The sequence below is a fragment of the Paracoccus sp. R12_2 genome, assembly GCF_017744015.1.
Classification (GTDB): Bacteria; Pseudomonadota; Alphaproteobacteria; order Rhodobacterales; family Rhodobacteraceae; genus Paracoccus.
On record NZ_JAGHRA010000001.1, the window covers coordinates 442,141 to 457,185 of the forward strand.

The 15,045-nt window shown below is 63.5% G+C and carries 16 protein-coding genes; 5 read left to right on the plus strand and 11 right to left on the minus strand.

Translation table 11 applies throughout. The features are described from left to right. Positions 1-74 precede the first annotated feature (74 nt). The 3 genes from J7359_RS02055 to J7359_RS02065 all read left to right on the plus strand — a co-directional run bounded on the left by J7359_RS02055 (position 75) and on the right by J7359_RS02065 (position 2,953). On the plus strand, positions 75-1,448 hold the full coding sequence (locus J7359_RS02055) for a TldD/PmbA family protein (RefSeq protein ID WP_209054849.1): 1,374 nt from the start codon (positions 75-77) through the stop codon (positions 1,446-1,448). Next, positions 1,435-2,217, plus strand: a complete 783-nt coding sequence (locus J7359_RS02060; protein ID WP_209054850.1) for a 3'(2'),5'-bisphosphate nucleotidase CysQ — start codon at positions 1,435-1,437, stop codon at positions 2,215-2,217. Before J7359_RS02055 ends, J7359_RS02060 begins: the two co-directional genes overlap by 14 nt. Positions 2,218-2,485: 268 nt before the next feature. Continuing rightward, on the plus strand, positions 2,486-2,953 hold the full coding sequence (locus J7359_RS02065) for a hypothetical protein (RefSeq protein WP_209054851.1): 468 nt from the start codon (positions 2,486-2,488) through the stop codon (positions 2,951-2,953). Between the two features lie 98 nt (positions 2,954-3,051). Here J7359_RS02065 and J7359_RS02070 read toward each other — a convergent pair whose 3' ends face one another. The 7 genes from J7359_RS02070 to J7359_RS02100 form a co-directional block, all read right to left on the minus strand. Then, on the minus strand, positions 3,052-3,690 hold the full coding sequence (locus tag J7359_RS02070) for a PqiC family protein (protein WP_247740107.1): 639 nt from the start codon (positions 3,688-3,690) through the stop codon (positions 3,052-3,054). Position 3,691: 1 nt separating this feature from the next. Next, positions 3,692-6,049 carry an MlaD family protein gene (locus J7359_RS02075; protein WP_209054852.1) on the minus strand — a complete coding sequence of 786 codons (2,358 nt, stop codon included), beginning with the start codon at positions 6,047-6,049 and terminating at the stop codon, positions 3,692-3,694. Beyond that, the gene (locus J7359_RS02080) at positions 6,046-6,738 is read right to left on the minus strand and encodes a paraquat-inducible protein A (protein ID WP_247740108.1); all 693 of its coding nucleotides are present in this window, start codon (positions 6,736-6,738) and stop codon (positions 6,046-6,048) included. Before J7359_RS02080 ends, J7359_RS02075 begins: the two co-directional genes overlap by 4 nt. Next, positions 6,735-7,421, minus strand: a complete 687-nt coding sequence (locus tag J7359_RS02085; RefSeq protein WP_209054853.1) for a paraquat-inducible protein A — start codon at positions 7,419-7,421, stop codon at positions 6,735-6,737. The genes J7359_RS02080 and J7359_RS02085 overlap by 4 nt, the downstream gene beginning before the upstream one ends. A gap of 66 nt (positions 7,422-7,487) precedes the next feature. Beyond that, positions 7,488-9,281 (minus strand): histidine kinase dimerization/phosphoacceptor domain -containing protein, encoded by a 1,794-nt coding sequence (locus J7359_RS02090; protein ID WP_209054854.1) that lies wholly within the window; start codon positions 9,279-9,281, stop codon positions 7,488-7,490. A gap of 12 nt (positions 9,282-9,293) precedes the next feature. Then, positions 9,294-9,860: an RNA polymerase sigma factor gene (locus J7359_RS02095; protein ID WP_209054855.1), complete on the minus strand. Its 567-nt coding sequence runs from the start codon at positions 9,858-9,860 to the stop codon at positions 9,294-9,296. A 36-nt stretch (positions 9,861-9,896) separates the two neighbouring features. Further along, positions 9,897-10,088 (minus strand): NepR family anti-sigma factor, encoded by a 192-nt coding sequence (locus J7359_RS02100; RefSeq protein ID WP_247740109.1) that lies wholly within the window; start codon positions 10,086-10,088, stop codon positions 9,897-9,899. Between the two features lie 52 nt (positions 10,089-10,140). On the opposite strand from J7359_RS02100, the gene J7359_RS02105 reads away from it, so the two are divergent. Continuing rightward, positions 10,141-10,944: a response regulator gene (locus J7359_RS02105; protein WP_209054856.1), complete on the plus strand. Its 804-nt coding sequence runs from the start codon at positions 10,141-10,143 to the stop codon at positions 10,942-10,944. A gap of 7 nt (positions 10,945-10,951) precedes the next feature. Here the strand turns inward: J7359_RS02105 and J7359_RS02110 are convergent, their stop codons facing one another. The 4 genes from J7359_RS02110 to J7359_RS02125 form a co-directional block, all read right to left on the minus strand. Next, positions 10,952-11,824, minus strand: coding sequence for a YihY/virulence factor BrkB family protein (locus J7359_RS02110; protein WP_247740110.1), 873 nt, complete (start codon positions 11,822-11,824; stop codon positions 10,952-10,954). A gap of 66 nt (positions 11,825-11,890) precedes the next feature. Next, the gene (gene dnaQ, locus J7359_RS02115; RefSeq protein ID WP_209054857.1) at positions 11,891-12,598 is read right to left on the minus strand and encodes a DNA polymerase III subunit epsilon; all 708 of its coding nucleotides are present in this window, start codon (positions 12,596-12,598) and stop codon (positions 11,891-11,893) included. Further along, the gene (gene coaE, locus J7359_RS02120; protein WP_209054858.1) at positions 12,591-13,175 is read right to left on the minus strand and encodes a dephospho-CoA kinase; all 585 of its coding nucleotides are present in this window, start codon (positions 13,173-13,175) and stop codon (positions 12,591-12,593) included. The genes dnaQ and coaE overlap by 8 nt, the downstream gene beginning before the upstream one ends. Further along, positions 13,172-14,026: a shikimate dehydrogenase gene (locus tag J7359_RS02125; RefSeq protein WP_209054859.1), complete on the minus strand. Its 855-nt coding sequence runs from the start codon at positions 14,024-14,026 to the stop codon at positions 13,172-13,174. Before J7359_RS02125 ends, coaE begins: the two co-directional genes overlap by 4 nt. A gap of 478 nt (positions 14,027-14,504) precedes the next feature. On the opposite strand from J7359_RS02125, the gene J7359_RS02130 reads away from it, so the two are divergent. Continuing rightward, entirely contained in the window at positions 14,505-14,951 is a 447-nt protein-coding gene (locus tag J7359_RS02130) for a CopD family protein (protein WP_209054860.1), read from the plus strand. Positions 14,952-15,045: the final 94 nt, after the last annotated feature.

A 15,045-nucleotide genomic window follows, 5' to 3' on the forward strand; every position in this document is an offset into this window, starting at 1 on the left:
CATCCGTCCGGCCCCTTTTCGTTTGCGCCGGGCGTGCTGGCGCGTGAAAAAGGGCCAAGCGACAAGAGGACGGGATGAGCAGCGAACAGACCTCTGGGGAACATGCGGCGCAGCTGCGGGATCTGGCCGAGGCGCTGATCGCGGCTGCGCGGCGTGCCGGCGCCGATCAGGCGGATGCGCTGACCATGCGCGGCCAGTCGGTCAGCATCGATGTGCGCGGCGGCGGGCTGGAACATGCCGACCGGGCCGAGGGCGTCGAGATCGGTCTGCGCGTGCTGATCGGGGGACGGCAGGCCTGTGTCTCTGCGTCTGATCACAGTCCCGACAGCATCGCCGAAATGGCGGCACGCGCCGTGGCCATGGCGCGCGAGGCGCCCGTGGACGACTATCTTGGTCTGGCCGATCCCGGACAGCTGGCAAGCCAGCGCGACGCGGTCGCGTTGCAGATCTGCGACGACCGTCCCGACCCCGCGCCCGACCACCTGCAAGACGCGGCACTGCGGGCAGAAGCCGCCGCACTGCAGGCCGCAGGCATCAGCCAGGTCGAAAGCGCCAATGCCAGTTTCAGCCGCCGTCATCTTTGGCTGGCGGCCTCGAACGGGTTCTCGGGCGGCTACAGTCGCACCACGCATGCCATATCGACCGTTGCGATCACCGGCGAGGGGCTGGGGATGGAACGCGATTATGCCGCTGAATCGCGGGTCTGGGCAGACGACCTGCCCCAGCCCGAAGAGATTGGCCGCCTTGCCGCCGAACGCACATTGGCGCGTGCGGGATCGCGCAAACCGCCGACCGGCGCCTTTCCGATCCTCTATGACCGACGTGTGGCGGCGTCGCTGATCGGGCATCTGCTGTCGGCTGTGAATGGCAGTTCGGTCGCGCGTGGCGCAAGCTGGCTGCGCAAGGCGATGGGCGAACCGGTTCTGCCGTCGGGAATGGATCTGATCGAAGATCCGCTTCGGCCACGCTATCCCTCGTCGCGACCCTTCGACGCCGAAGGTCTGGCGACCCGCCAACGCGGCATCGTGGCGGATGGTGTTCTTCAGGGCTGGACACTGGATCTGGCGACCGGACGCAAGCTGGGCATGGACAGCACCGCATCGGCCGCGCGGGGGATGGCCTCCGCGCCATCGCCAACCAACAGCAACGTGATCCTGACATCCGCCGATGCCGGCGCGGACGACCTGATGGCCGAGATGGGCACCGGGCTGGTGGTGACGTCGATGCTGGGTGCCTCGATCAACGGTACCACGGGCGATTATTCACGCGGCGCGGCCGGGTTCTGGGTCCAGAACGGCAGGATCGCCTATCCGGTCAACGAATGCACAATCGCCGGAAACCTGCGCGACATGCTGATGACATTGCGGGCTGGCAAAGATGCGTTGCCATGGCGAGGCGCCGAGGTGCCCAGCCTGCTGGTTGAAGGAATGACCGTTGCGGGCGCCTGACGACGATCTTTCATTGCTGGTCGATGCCGCACGCGCGGCAGGCGACATCGCGCTGCGATATTGGCGTCAGGATCCGCAAAGCTGGGAAAAGCCCGACGACGCCGGTCCCGTAACCGAGGCCGACCTGGCCGTGAACGACGAACTGCAGCGGCGTCTGACCGGCATGCGGCCCGATTACGGCTGGCTGTCCGAAGAAAGCGAGGCCGATCCCGCACGTCTGGACGCGCGGCGCTGCTTTATCATCGACCCGATCGACGGAACCCGCGCCTTCATCGCAGGGCAAGAGGGGTTTTCGCATTCGCTGGCCGTGGCGGAAGGCGATCGGATCGTCGCGGCGGTCGTCTATCTGCCGGTCAGCGGCCGTTGCTATACGGCGGCAGCGGACGGACCGGCACAGATGAATGGCCAGCCGATCACCCCCAGCGACGCCGGAATCGATGGGGCCAGTGTCCTGACCTATCGTGCCGCATCCGATGCGGCGCACTGGCGCGGCGGAATCGCGCCGGGATTCATCCGCGAATTCCGCCCGTCTTTGGCCTGGCGGCTTTGCCTTGCCGCGGAAGGCCGGTTCGATGCCGCCCTGTCGCTGCGCGCGGCCTGGGAATGGGATATCGCCGCGGGCAGCCTGATCGCCGAACGGGCAGGCGCCGCGGTCACGGACCGACGCGGACACCGGATGCGATTCAACAGTCCCCGCGCGATGGTCGACGGGCTGATCGTCGCGGGACCGCGGCTGCACGGCGAATTGCTGGACGCGCTGCAGCCCTGATCGCTGCGGCTGATCGTTCGATCCACACGGTATCAGGCAGTCACGGAATATCGCCTCCGGAACGGCTCACGCCGCTCTGACGCGCTTTTCTGGGTTGTGACCCGCAAGAATCGCGAAATTTCCGTCGTATTTTGGTCATTTTCACGCCCGTGGGGCCTGATCTTTCACACCGTTTTCACGACCCCCATGGCAAACAGGCCCAACAGCAATGCGAGGAAGCAAAAGGGGACAACCCGACCCGCAAGCCAACAGAGAGAGTTCCCAGACCATGTCCGCGCAGCAAAAGCAGAATGTGAACACCGTGATCGCCGCACTTCAGCTTCTGGGCGCGGCGCCGGGGGGTGCAGAGAATGAACCGGCCCGCCGCGCGCTGGAAAGCCTTGGGGCGGCGATGCCGGGGCGGTCCGATCCGGAGGCTCCTCTACCCGGATCGGACCGCCCTACATGGGCCGCATTCAGACGGCTTGAGCGCGAAAACCAACTGCTGATCGACCACGCCGAGATGCTGGCCTGCGCGCTGGGGGCGTGTCCGAATTGCTGGGGTACGATCCTTGACTGCGAGGAATGCGGAGGTGTCGGCAGGCCCGGCGCGTTCAGGCCTGATCGCAGTTGCTTTGACCGTTTCGTCCTGCCCGTCATCGCCCAGGTCATGGGCGGCGACGGGGCCGAACAGGACACACAGATCCCGATCGCGCGGTTGTGCGACCGGGACCACCCGCAGGGCACGTCAGTTTAACGAGTTTCTCCCTGCTCAGTCCCGCCCGCGGGTGGATTGGCGGATGGCCCCCAAAAGGTCATCCGCCAAACTTTTTCAGGCCAAACTGGCGTCAGGCGCTAGAACAGCGGATCAAGCGCGAAGGGGTCGTTGGTGGCAGCGCGTGTCGCAATCGTGCGCCCGGGCCCCGACAATGTCGCGATCTGCACCGCCAGCTGCGAGATGGCCTGTGACAGCGCCGCCGCGATCGCGGCAGGCTGATCGCTGCTGGTCATCGGCACCGAAATATCAAAGCTTCGCGCGTGATTGGCACCACCGCTGCCACTGTCCGAGACGAAATATCGCCCACTTAGCCGATACGTGCCGTTCGACTGTGCCAAGGCCTTTTCGACCCGCACCTCCAGCGCGCGCTGCGGCGGTTCGGCCAGCGGCCATGGTTCGCCGATCACCGTCGCGCCGGACTGGTCCGAGATCGCGCGGGCCAGCGCCAGCGTGAAGGCGCGCTGCGGATTGTCGGCCCACAGATTGTCGGGGGTCGAACGCACGGCGCCATCGGCGGTCTGCCACATCACTTCCTGATCCGAGGCGTATTCCGGCAGGGACACGTCCTTCAGCTCGGCCGTGCCAAGCCGGTTGGGCACCTGTGCCCCGGACACCGGCGGGTCGATCAGGTAACGGCCGGTCTTTTCGGGATTTGAACAACCGGCCAGGGCCATGGCGGCCAGCAAAGTCGCGGCGGAAATGGATTTGATCATCATCTTAGCGTCCCAGAATAAAGGCGCGGGGGTTGCGTTCGATCATCCGCGCCAACGAGCCGAAGCTGGCCGTCGCGCGGCGCAGTTCGCGCAGCATGCCAATCGCCTCGCCGTTGAAGGCGGACCGGTCGCCATAAGCCGCCAGAACCGCATCGGCGCGTGCCGCCGTGGTCTGCAGGCGCTGGATCAGCTGTGGAAGCTGCTGCACCGATTTCGCCACCTCGTCCGCGGCGACGCTGGCCGAATCCAGCGCATTGTTCAGGCTTCCGGCGGCATTTCCATCGCGAAGATCGTTCAGCAGACCCGACGCCGCCTGCAGCGTGTCGGACAGATTGCGGGGCAGGCGTTCGGCGTCTTCGCTGCCCAGCATGGCGCGAAGATCGGCAAGAATGCCTTCGGCTTGCGCGCTGATCTGGGCGAAATCGACCTCGTTCACCTTGGCGGCTGCGGCGTCGATCTGATCCACCATGTCGGGCACATCGACCGCAGCTTCCTGCACCGACTGGAAAGCCGAGGTGGCTTCGTCAATCATCCGGCCCAGATTCTCGCCCGCTCCGGACCGCTGAATATCGCCCGCCAGCGCATCCACTTGCGCCGCCGCGCTGTCCAGCGTGGCGACAAGGGTGCCGATCTTTTCGGGCAGGGCCTCGGCCTCGGGGGTGCCGATCACGTCACGAACGTCCTGCAACGTCGCGTCAAGCTGCGCCCCGATCGACGCGAAATCGACATCCTGAACCGAAGCCGACGCCGTCTGCAGGGATTCCAGAATGGCCGGCAGACGGTCGGCGGCCTCGTTCAGCTTGGCCGCGACTTCGCTGGCCGATGCCAGCGCGGTCCCGGCGTTGTCGGCCGCGCCGCTGTCGCGGAAATCCTGAACCATGGTGCGAATATCGGTCAGCGTCGTCTGCGCCTCGTCTATGGTCTTGCGCAGGCTTTCGGGGATCGCCCGCGATTCCTGCGAACTGGCCAGCTCGGTGACGCTGTTCATCATGTCGGTGGCCGATTTCAGCACTTCCTCGATCGGAAGATCGCCGATCCGGGTCAGGAATCCCTGCGCCGTCTGGGTAAAGTCCGAGATGTCGCCTTCGACCGTGGGCACGATGGGATAGGGCTGGCCGTCCATGTCGATCTGCGCCTCGGGCGCGTCGGGGATGTTGACCAGTTCGACGATCAGCGAGCCGCCGAAGAAGCCCGCACTTGCCACCCGCGCGCGCAGACCCGCCTGCACCGCTCCGCGCAGAAACTCCAACGCGTCTTCTGGGGTGGCATCCTCCGCCAGGCCAAGCCTGCTGGGAGAGATCGCGATCGACACCTGTTGCAGCGCCTGTGGATCGACGCCGTCCTGCCCTTCTTCGACGCGCACCGCCAGTTCGGTCACCTTGCCGACGCTCAGCCCCTGAAACTGCACATCGGCGTCCTTTTCCAGCCCGCTGACGGTGCTTTCGACCAGAACGCTCAGCTTCAGCTGACCTTCCCTGTCGGCCACGAACAGATTGTCGCGGGCGGCCTCTTCGTCAGGTTGCAGGGTGAACACGTGGCCGTTCTCGACCTGCTGGCCACCGCTGACCAGCGTATCGAAGGTGATCCCCCCCTGCACCAGCGACGACAGCGAATTGACGTTGAAGGAGATTCCATTCGCACCAAGCGAAAGCGAAAAACCCGAGGTGTCCCAGAAGACCGTCGATGTGGTCAGCCGTTCGTCATGCGGTGACTCGATGAACGCATCAGCAACAACGTTGTCATCATCGGGCGACAGGCGCAGGTTTTCCATCCGGCCCACCTGAACGCCCCGATACAGGACCGGCGCGCCCTCGCTGAGACCGTCTGCACTGTCCATCGACAGCGTGACCCAGGTTCCCTTCGCGTCCTCTCGGATCAGGGGCGGGCGATCCAGGCCGACGAAATGCGTTTGCCGCGGATCGGTCTTCGCATCCCAGTAGCCTTCGATGAACGAGCCGGTCAGAACGGTATCCAGGCGCGTGACCCCCTGCGCCGTGACCTGCGGGCGCACGATCCAGAACTGCGCATCCGCATCGATATAGTCGGCGATGTCATTCTCGACGCGGATTTCGACCACGACCTTGGAGAGGTCCGGGGTGAAATGCACGGCCTCGACCTGCCCCACGGTGATCTCGCGAAAACGCAGCGTCGTCTCGCCGGGTGTGATCCCCGTGGCGTCGGCGAATTCCACCTCGATGATCTGACCGCGATCCGAATAGGCGTTCCAGGCAACGCCAAGTGTCACGATCAGCGCGATGATCGGCACAAGCCAGACGACATTGACGCCAGCCTGGGCGGCGCGCACGGCGGTTTTGCGGACGGGGCTTGCCGGCTTCAGCGGCGGCGGTGGCGTATCGCTCATTCTGTCTTGTCGTTCCTGCCGTCGTCTTCGTCGTTAGAACGGCGGCGCAGCGGCAAGCCGCGCCAGATCAGCCGTGGGTCAAAGCTTTGCGCGGAAAGCATCGTGAAGGCAACCGACAGCGCAAAGGAAACCGCCGCCGGTCCGGGATGGATGGATGCGACGAAACCCAGCTGAACCAGCGCGGACAGGATCGCAACCACGAACACGTCGATCATCGACCAGCGGCCTATGAACTCGACCACCTCGAACATCTTCAACCTTGTATGCGCCTGTTCGACGGTGGCGGGCTTTCCGGCGACCAGCGCCAGCCAGGAGATCGCGATGAATTTCGCGATCGGCACGACAATCGAGGCAAAGAAGACAATCGCGGCAATGTCATAGCTGCCGTGATCGATCAGCTGCATCACGCCCTCGAAGATCGTCGCCTCGGAACTGCCCTGCAGCCCCGCGAAGGTCTGCGTGCTCATCATCGGCAAGAGATTGGCGGGGAAATACATGACAACGCCGGCGATCAGCCACGCCCATACCGCCTGCAGGCAGCGGCGGTCCGGCGGGGAAAGGCGGGCGCCACAGCGGGCACAGGCGGTCGTGTCTTCGGGCCAGACCCTGCCGCAGCTTCGGCACCCGACCAGCCCGGCGCGATGCGCCGTCATGATGGGGCCGTCATGGATTTGCGCGCCGCCGCTCATGTCCCGGCCTCGGGCGCTTCGACCAGTTCGCGGCCATCGGTCTTCAGCCCGCCATCCTCGATCGCGTCCCAGATCGTCGTCTGGCACATGAAGCCGCGCGAGGCGGCGTTGACGATGATAAGTGCGCAGAATGCCCAGAAGGCCGGACCCAGATGCACGGTCGCAAGCCCGGCGACCTTGACCAGCGCGACCGAGGTACCGATCACGAAGATCTCGGCCATCGACCAGGGTCGCAGCACCTCGGACCAGCGGAATGCGGTCGCGGCGTGGCGATGCGGCGGCCGCCCCTGCGCCAGCGGCACCAATGTGTAAAGCAGCAGGAACGCGCGTAGAACCGGCAGACCGACGATCATGACCAGCACCGCGACGACCAACGGCAGCAAGATGCCGTCCGCGAAGGCCAGGGCGACGCCGAACAGTGATGTGGCATTGCCGAATCCCATGCGCGAAATTTCCAGAAACGGAAAGAACACCGCGCCCATAAGCAACACCATCGAGGTGAACGACAGGGCGATCAGCTGGCCGAACGCGCCGCTGCGCGGTTTCGCAAGCACCGTTCCGCAGCGCACGCAGCGCGCGGTCTCGCCGCTGGTCAGTTCCTCGTCGACATGCAGCGCATCGCAACGCGGACAGGCCAGAAGGCCTTCGCCTGTGCTCAGATCAAGGGTGGTGCGCGAGGTCATGGCGTCAAGATAAGCCGCCGTCTGCGAGGCGCAAGCGTTGTCGCGCGGCAATGGGGCGAATACCGCCTAGTGCCGGGCGCCATCGCGCGCCGCCGAAGTCAGCACCACCTTGCGGTCGTCGGTTCCGGGCGGGCGCGTCGCGGCTTCGATCGCGAAGGTCAGTTCAAGGACATAGCTTCCATCCTCGAACGCCGTCCGGGCCTCGCCCTCGAGTTGGGTCGAGAACGCCTCGATCAACTGGCTGCCCAACCCCGTGCCTTCGTCTTCCACTTCCCGGTCGCCGGTCGAATTAACGATCCGCAACACACCGCTTCCGGTTTCGGGCGAGGTCAGATGAACCCTGACCCACGGACCATCTTCACCTGCCGGAGTTCCCGCGTATTTCAAGGCGTTGGTGAACGCCTCGGTCGCCAACAGGGACAGCGGTACCGCCTGATCGGGCAGCAATGTCATCGGTTGCAGCTTCGTCTCGACCCGCAGATTACTGCCCGGACCGACCGAAGCGTTGACCATCTGGTTGATGATGTCGCCGATCAGCCGATCAGCCTCGACAGCGTCCAGATGTTCGGCCTGATACAGGTTTCGGTAAATCGTCGCCAGCGCCGCCACCCGATCCTGAACCGACCGCAGCACCCGCTTTGCGTCGTCATCCGAGATCACGCGGCTTTGCATGTTGATGATCGAGGCGATCAACTGAAGATTGTTCTTCACGCGATGGTGAACTTCTTTCAGCAGCACGGTCTTTTCGGTGACTGCATCCTCCATCGCCTCTTCGTCGCGGATCAGGATCCGCGCCATGTTGTGGAAGGTCTGGCTGACATCGTGGATTTCGGTGGGCGCGTCGGTCAGGATCGGCGGCGGCTCGTCACGGTTGCCGATCGCGAACCGACGCATCTGACCCCGCAGGACGGTGATATGCCGCAGGACCAGCCGGAAAACAGCGAAATATGCCACTGCAAGCGACACCAGCCACAGCGCGGCCGGAAACAGGAACGCACCGAACCGCGTCAGTTGGAACAGTCCCACGCCGGCCAGTTTCGGGCTCCAGCTTCCCAAGGCATAGACCAGTCCCGGCACCACGGGAACCACAGTGAACACGCGCATTTCGCCCGTGTTGGCGCGGGCGCGGAACGTCGTCTCGTTGCGCGACAGCAGGCTGAGCAGCGACACACCAGCGGGAAGGATGTCATCCGGCGAGCCCTCATCCGCGCTATCCGAGGTCAGGATATTGCCGCGGTGATTGAAGGTCAGGATCCGCGCACCCTCGGTGCCGAAATTGATCGAATGCGTGGATCGCAGCAATTCGTGGGTCAGCGAGATCCCGATATATCCCTGCAATTCGCGGTCGCGATACAAGGGGTGCATCACCAGCACCACAGATTGCCCGCTGACCACACCCTGTTCAAGCGATGTGACCAGCGTCCCGGGTTCGGCCATGAACTCCTGAAAGGCGGGCGATTGACGCATGTCGGCAACCGCGCCGACATCGGGGTTGGAATTGCAGGTGCTGAGACCGCTCAGCGGCACGAATCCCGCGTAGATATAGGTGGCGCTGCGCTGGATGAAGTTGCGCATCAGGTCGCTGCAATCCGCGGTCCGGTCCAAGGCGTCCAGAACCGCCGGCCCAAGCGCATCGGCCGATCCAAGCGCGCTGATCAGCAACGCCCGTTCCCCGGCGGCAGCCGAGGCCGTACGGCCAAGCAGGGCAATTTCGGCGCTGCGCTGAACCTCGCGGGACATGTGCAGGTTCTGCGCCAGCGAGATCAGGCCAAGCGGCAGGATCGCGACGGAAAGAAGGGCGCCCAGACGAAAGCCCAGACGCCGCGTAAAATCCAGCCTGTCGCGCAATCGCCTCAGCATATCGGGTTCTGTCTAACGGGAAACGGTCTGATTTGACGCCATCACGGCCATGGTCGCCTGATCGGTCAGGTCCAGATCGTCGGCGCCGCTTAGCTGCAGCAACTCTGCCAGCTTGCGACGACCGCGGTTGGCGCGCGATTTGACCGTGCCGACCGCAACCCCGGTCATGTCCGCCGCTTCTTCGTAGGAAAAGCCCGACGCGCCGACCAGAATCAGTGCTTCGCGCTGTTCGTCGGGCAGTTGCTGGAACGCGGTACGAAAATCGCGCAGGGCCAGCTTGCCGTCGTGATCCGGCTTCGTCGCCTGCCGCGCTGCGTGAATGCCGTCCGTGTCACTGACCTCACGCTTGGTCTTGCGTCGCGCCGAATAGAATGTGTTCCGCAGGATCGTGAACAACCAGGCGCGCAGATTCGTGCCCGGCTGGAACTTGTCCATATTGGTCCAGGCCTTGACGATGGTGTCCTGCACCAGATCGTCAGCGGACGCGCCCTCGCGCGTCAGGGACAAGGCGAAAGCCCGAAGCGCGGGCAGATGATCCACAAGCTGGTCGCGCGGCTCGGTCGAGTCGGATTTTTTCATGAGTGTATCGTAGCGCCTTCCCGCAAGGGTTTGGTGTCAGTCCTGCTCGCGCAGCTGCTTCAGCAGGTCGAGAAAGCGATCCGGAATCTGCTCGGTCACGTCCTGCTCATACACTTTGCGCAGATTCTCGTCGATCTGCTTTTCGACCGCCTCGCGCCGGCCGTCTTCTCTCTTTGTCGTCATGTTTTTGTTAATCCCGGAAATCTTGTGCGCACGGGATGCAACCATTAGTGCTTTGTGAAAGTTCCGCAACGCATGCGAAATTCTGAGGATATCGAAAATGGCTTCTGCCGATCTGGCCCAATCCATCGGGCGCGAGCTTCCCTACCTGCGCCGTTACGCCCGCGCACTGACCGGAAGCCAAAGCGCCGGTGACAATTATGCCGCCGCAACGCTTGAGGCGATCCTGTCGGATCGTTCGGTTCTTGACGGTGACGACGACACCAGGCTGGGCCTGTTCCGCGCCTTCCACGCGATCTGGCAAAGCTCTGGTCAGCCAGTGGCCGAAACAGACCAGACAACGCGCGAACAGCGCGCCCAGGATCATCTGCGTCGCCTGACCCCGAATTCGCGCGAGGCACTGTTGCTGCGCACGATCGAGGAACTGCGCTATGACCAGATTGCCCGCATCATGCAGGTGGATCAGGGCGAGGCCGAGGAGCTGGTGCAGATCGCCCTGAACGAGATGAGCAGCGCGCTGCGCGGCAAGGTCATGGTGATCGAGGACGAAATGATCATCGCCATGGACCTGAAGGGCATCGTTCAGGCGATGGGCCACAGCGTCACGGGCGTTGCCCGTACCCACCGTCAGGCAATCGATCTGGCGGGGAAGGACCGGCCGGACCTGATCCTTGCAGACATCCAGCTGGCCGACGGGTCTTCGGGCATCGACGCGGTGAACGAGCTGCTGGCCGATATGGGCGATATTCCGGTGATCTTCATCACCGCATTCCCCGAACGGCTGCTGACCGGTGACCGCCCCGAGCCGGCCTTCCTGATCTCGAAGCCCTACAGCGAAGAGCAGGTGCGGTCTGCCGTCAGCCAGGCGATGTTCTTTGCCTCGACCGAAGGGATGGAGGCGTAATTCGCCTTCAGCCCTCGGGCACCGTCTCTCGCACGGCCCGCGCGGCGCGGACACGTCTGCGCCGCGCCAGCTCCACATTGATCAGCGCGCCCAGCATCACCGAAAAACCGGCAAGATAGAACCACATCAGCAAGGCCACGACCGTGCCGATGGATCCGTAGATGCGGTTGTAGCTGTTGAAGCTGGAAAGATAGGCCGAGAAGGCGACCGATGCCGCGGCCCACAGGATCGCCGCGAACAGTGCGCCCCAGGTGAAGACCGGTGTGCGTGGCGTCTTCACGTTCGGGCCGTACCGATACAGGATTCCGATCCCGATGATCACCAGGGCGAACATCGCCGCCCATGGCAGGCCAGCCACCAGCCAGGCCCGCGCCGGACCAAGCACCAGAAAATTCAGCACCACCGGCACGATCACGATGGTCGCCAGACCCGCCAGCGACACACCGACGATCGCCAAGGTCAGGCCATAGGCCAGGATAAAGCCGAAAATCGTCGAATGCGCGCGCACCCCGTAGGCGGCGTTCAGGCCGCGCACCAGCGCGTCGACCCCCGCCCGCGCGGCTATGGTCGCCACCATGAATGAAATGAAGGATGCCCATCCAACGCTGGTCCGTCCGCCCGCCGTCAGCGATCTGATCTGGGAATCGATCAGCGCGGCTGCGCCGTCGGGCAGGAATTCATGCGCCACATCGACATAGGCCATGATCACGTTCGGATCGAACCAGAGGCTCCACAACGCGATGATCGCGGCAAGTCCCGGAAAGACCGCGAACATGGCATAGAAAGCCACCCCCGCGGCGATCAGGCCCATGTGGATCTTGTCCATCCGCTCGAAGATGGACGACCAGAAGTCCCAGAATTCACGGAATAACTGCGGCATGCCCATCCGTTCGCCTTTTTCAGGCAGCATGTGCCGTGCCCGAACGCGGCGCAAGTCCCGTATCGCCTAGGTTGAATATCTGGCCCAGACCGCGTGTTCGCCCAGCTTCGCCATGAATTCGACATGCGCCTCGGCCTCGGCCTGGGTCAGCCGTGACGGCAGGGGTGCGGGACGCGCAGCGCGGCGTGACCCGGCGGTGCCGTCGTCGCCCCCGCCAGATCCCACCGACAGGCCCGGCGCGTCCAGCACCAGATCCGGCTGCCGTCCGCCGATCAATTCAAGATAGACCTCGGCCAGAAGCTCGGAGTCGAGAAGAGCGCCGTGAAGTTCCCGGCCCGAGTTGTCGACACCGAACCGCCTGCACAACGCGTCCAGCGACGAGGGCGAGCCGGGAAATTTCTCGCGCGCCAGGGCCAGTGTATCCAGGGCGCGGCTGAACGGCAGGGTGGGGAACCCCGCGCGGCGCAGTTCGGCATTCAGGAATTTCATGTCGAAGCTGGCATTGTGGATCACCAGTTTCGCATCGTCGGCCACGAAATCCATGAAGCCTTCCGCGATCTCGGCAAATTTCGGTTTGTCGCGCAGAAAATCGTCGCCCAGGCCATGCACCTCGAACGCGCCTTGCGGCATCGATCGTTCGGGATTGATATAGACGTGATAGGTTCGCCCGGTCGGCAGATGATTGATCAGCTCAAGCGCGCCGATCTCGACGATACGGTCGTCCTTGTCGGCATCGAAACCGGTCGTCTCGGTATCCAGGACAATCTCACGCATGCATGATCTCCTTGCAGATCGCGTCCACGGACTTGCGCGCATCTTCAAGCGTGTCGGTGGGTATCACCCAGTCAGCGCGGACGCGTTTGTCCTTGTCGGGCAGTTGCCGCGCCAAGATCATCCTGAATGTCGCCTCATCCATGTCCCTTCGCGCCAGAACACGGTCGCGCTGGGTCTGGGCATCGGTCGAAACGACGGCCACGCCATCCAGCCCCGCGGTTCCGCCCTGTTCGAACAGAAGTGGAATGTCCAGAACGACGATGGCGTGGTGATCATGGTTTCGCACGAATTCGGATCGGTCGGCGGCGACAAGCGGATGCACGATCCGTTCCAACCGGTCCAGCGCATCAGGATCGGCTGACAGCGCAGATTTCAGCGCCTGACGGTCGATGCCCCCATCGCGCAGCGCTGTCGGAAACGCCGCGGCGACGCGCTCGACCGCGGCGCCGCCCGGCGCATACAAGCGGTGCACGGCAGCATCGGCGTCCCAGACCGGATGGCCTAGGTCGCGAAACATCTGCGCCGTTGTCGATTTTCCCATACCGATGCTGCCCGTCAGCCCCAGGATATAGGTCATTCCAGCACGACCCGACGGGTTTCGGCGTCAACCTCGGGCCGCCTGCCGAACCATCGCTCAAAACCCGGCGCGGCCTGATGCAGCAACATTCCCAGCCCATCGACGACATGGCAGCCGCGGGACGCGGCCTCGGTCAGAAACGGTGTCATCAGCGGCGTATAAACCAGATCGGTCACCAGCGCATCCGATGACAGCGCGTCCAATGGCACGCGCAACGGTTGTTTGCCCGTCATCCCCAGCGAAGTCGCGTTCACGACGGTTGCCGCATCCTCCAGCATGTTGCCGGCCTGCGCCCAGTCATAGACCACAAGCCGCGCCCCGAATTCGGACTTGATCTGTTCAGATCGCAGCCTGGTCCGGTTGGTGATCCGCAACTCCTTCACGCCGCTGTCCAGAAGTGCGGCCACGACCGCGCGGGCGGCCCCGCCTGCCCCTATCACGGCGGCGGGTCCGGCATCGGGCTGCCAGTTCGGCGCGTGTTGCCGCAGGTTCGCGATGAACCCGTATCCATCCGTATTGTCGGCGTGAATCTTGCCGTCCGGGCGAAAAATCAGCGTATTGGCGGCCCCGATCAGCGCCGCGCGATCGGTCACCGCGTCAGCCAGCGCCAAGACGGCCTCTTTGTGGGGGATCGTCACGTTCACCCCGACAAAGCCCGCCCGAGGCAGGATTCGCAGAACCTCGGCAAGATGTTCCGGCATGACAGGCAGCGGCACGTAATGGCCGTTGATGCCATACCGACGCAGCCAGTGGCCGTGCAACTGCGGGGAACGCGAATGCGCGATCGGCATGCCGATGACGCCGGCAAGCGGCGCGTGTCGGATCGGGGACTGTGAACTGTCTTCGGTCATCGACGATGTCATTTCTGGCCTGTCAGGAGGCACAGAGTAGGCCGGGATCGAGGCAGAAAAAAGCCCCGGCCGTGCGCTTTCGCAACGCTGCCACCGGGCCCTGTGGATGAAAGCAGGGAAAACCCGGTGTGAAAGCTGTGCCCGATTTGCCGCCATTCGCCAAGGCTGCCACTTCCGCCTTGAACGAAAGTGGAACGCAACGACCTTTTCCACAGGTGGACAAGTAGCGGCCTCGCCCTTGTGCCTTTGTGGACACATTGCCGCCGCGACAACAATCCACAAATTTATACACAGCCTAATATGTTGATTTATATGTGTTTTTTTATACTTTCCGAGCTGTCTGCGCGATCTTTCCACAGCCCGTCAAACTGTGTATGGGGCGGTGGAGATCATCTTGATTCAGGCATCCACAGCCCCAACAACAACATCATTCCTATTTCTTTTCTTTTTATTTAATTGAAGAGGAAGTGAGGAACACATGATCGATCTGCTTGCCGCGTCCTATCCCTATCTCAAGGCATTCCATGTCATGTCCGTCATCTCCTGGATGGCCGGGCTGTTCTATCTTCCACGGCTATTCGTCTATCATGCCGAACGTGCGGCGACCGGCACCGAACCCGTCGCCAGCTTTGTCATCATGGAAGACAAGCTGCTGCGCGTGATCATGCGCCCGGCGATGATCGCAACCTGGATCAGTGGGCTGTGCCTTGTCCTGACGCCGGGTATCGTGGATTGGTCGATGGTCTGGCCGTGGGTGAAGGCGGCCTGCGTGCTGGCGATGACATGGTTTCACGGATGGTGTGCCGCCGAGCGTCGCCGCATCATCGATCAAACGCCGTTGCCAGGTCGTCGATATCGGATGATGAACGAGGTTCCGACGCTGCTGATGATCGGCATCGTCCTGGCCGTGATCGTCAAATTCTGACCGTCAAGATTGACTCGGGTGGTTCTGAGGCCTATTTGCATCCTCAACCCCGGCCGTCCGGATCGGGAATCCCCTGTCACGATATTTTCGACGC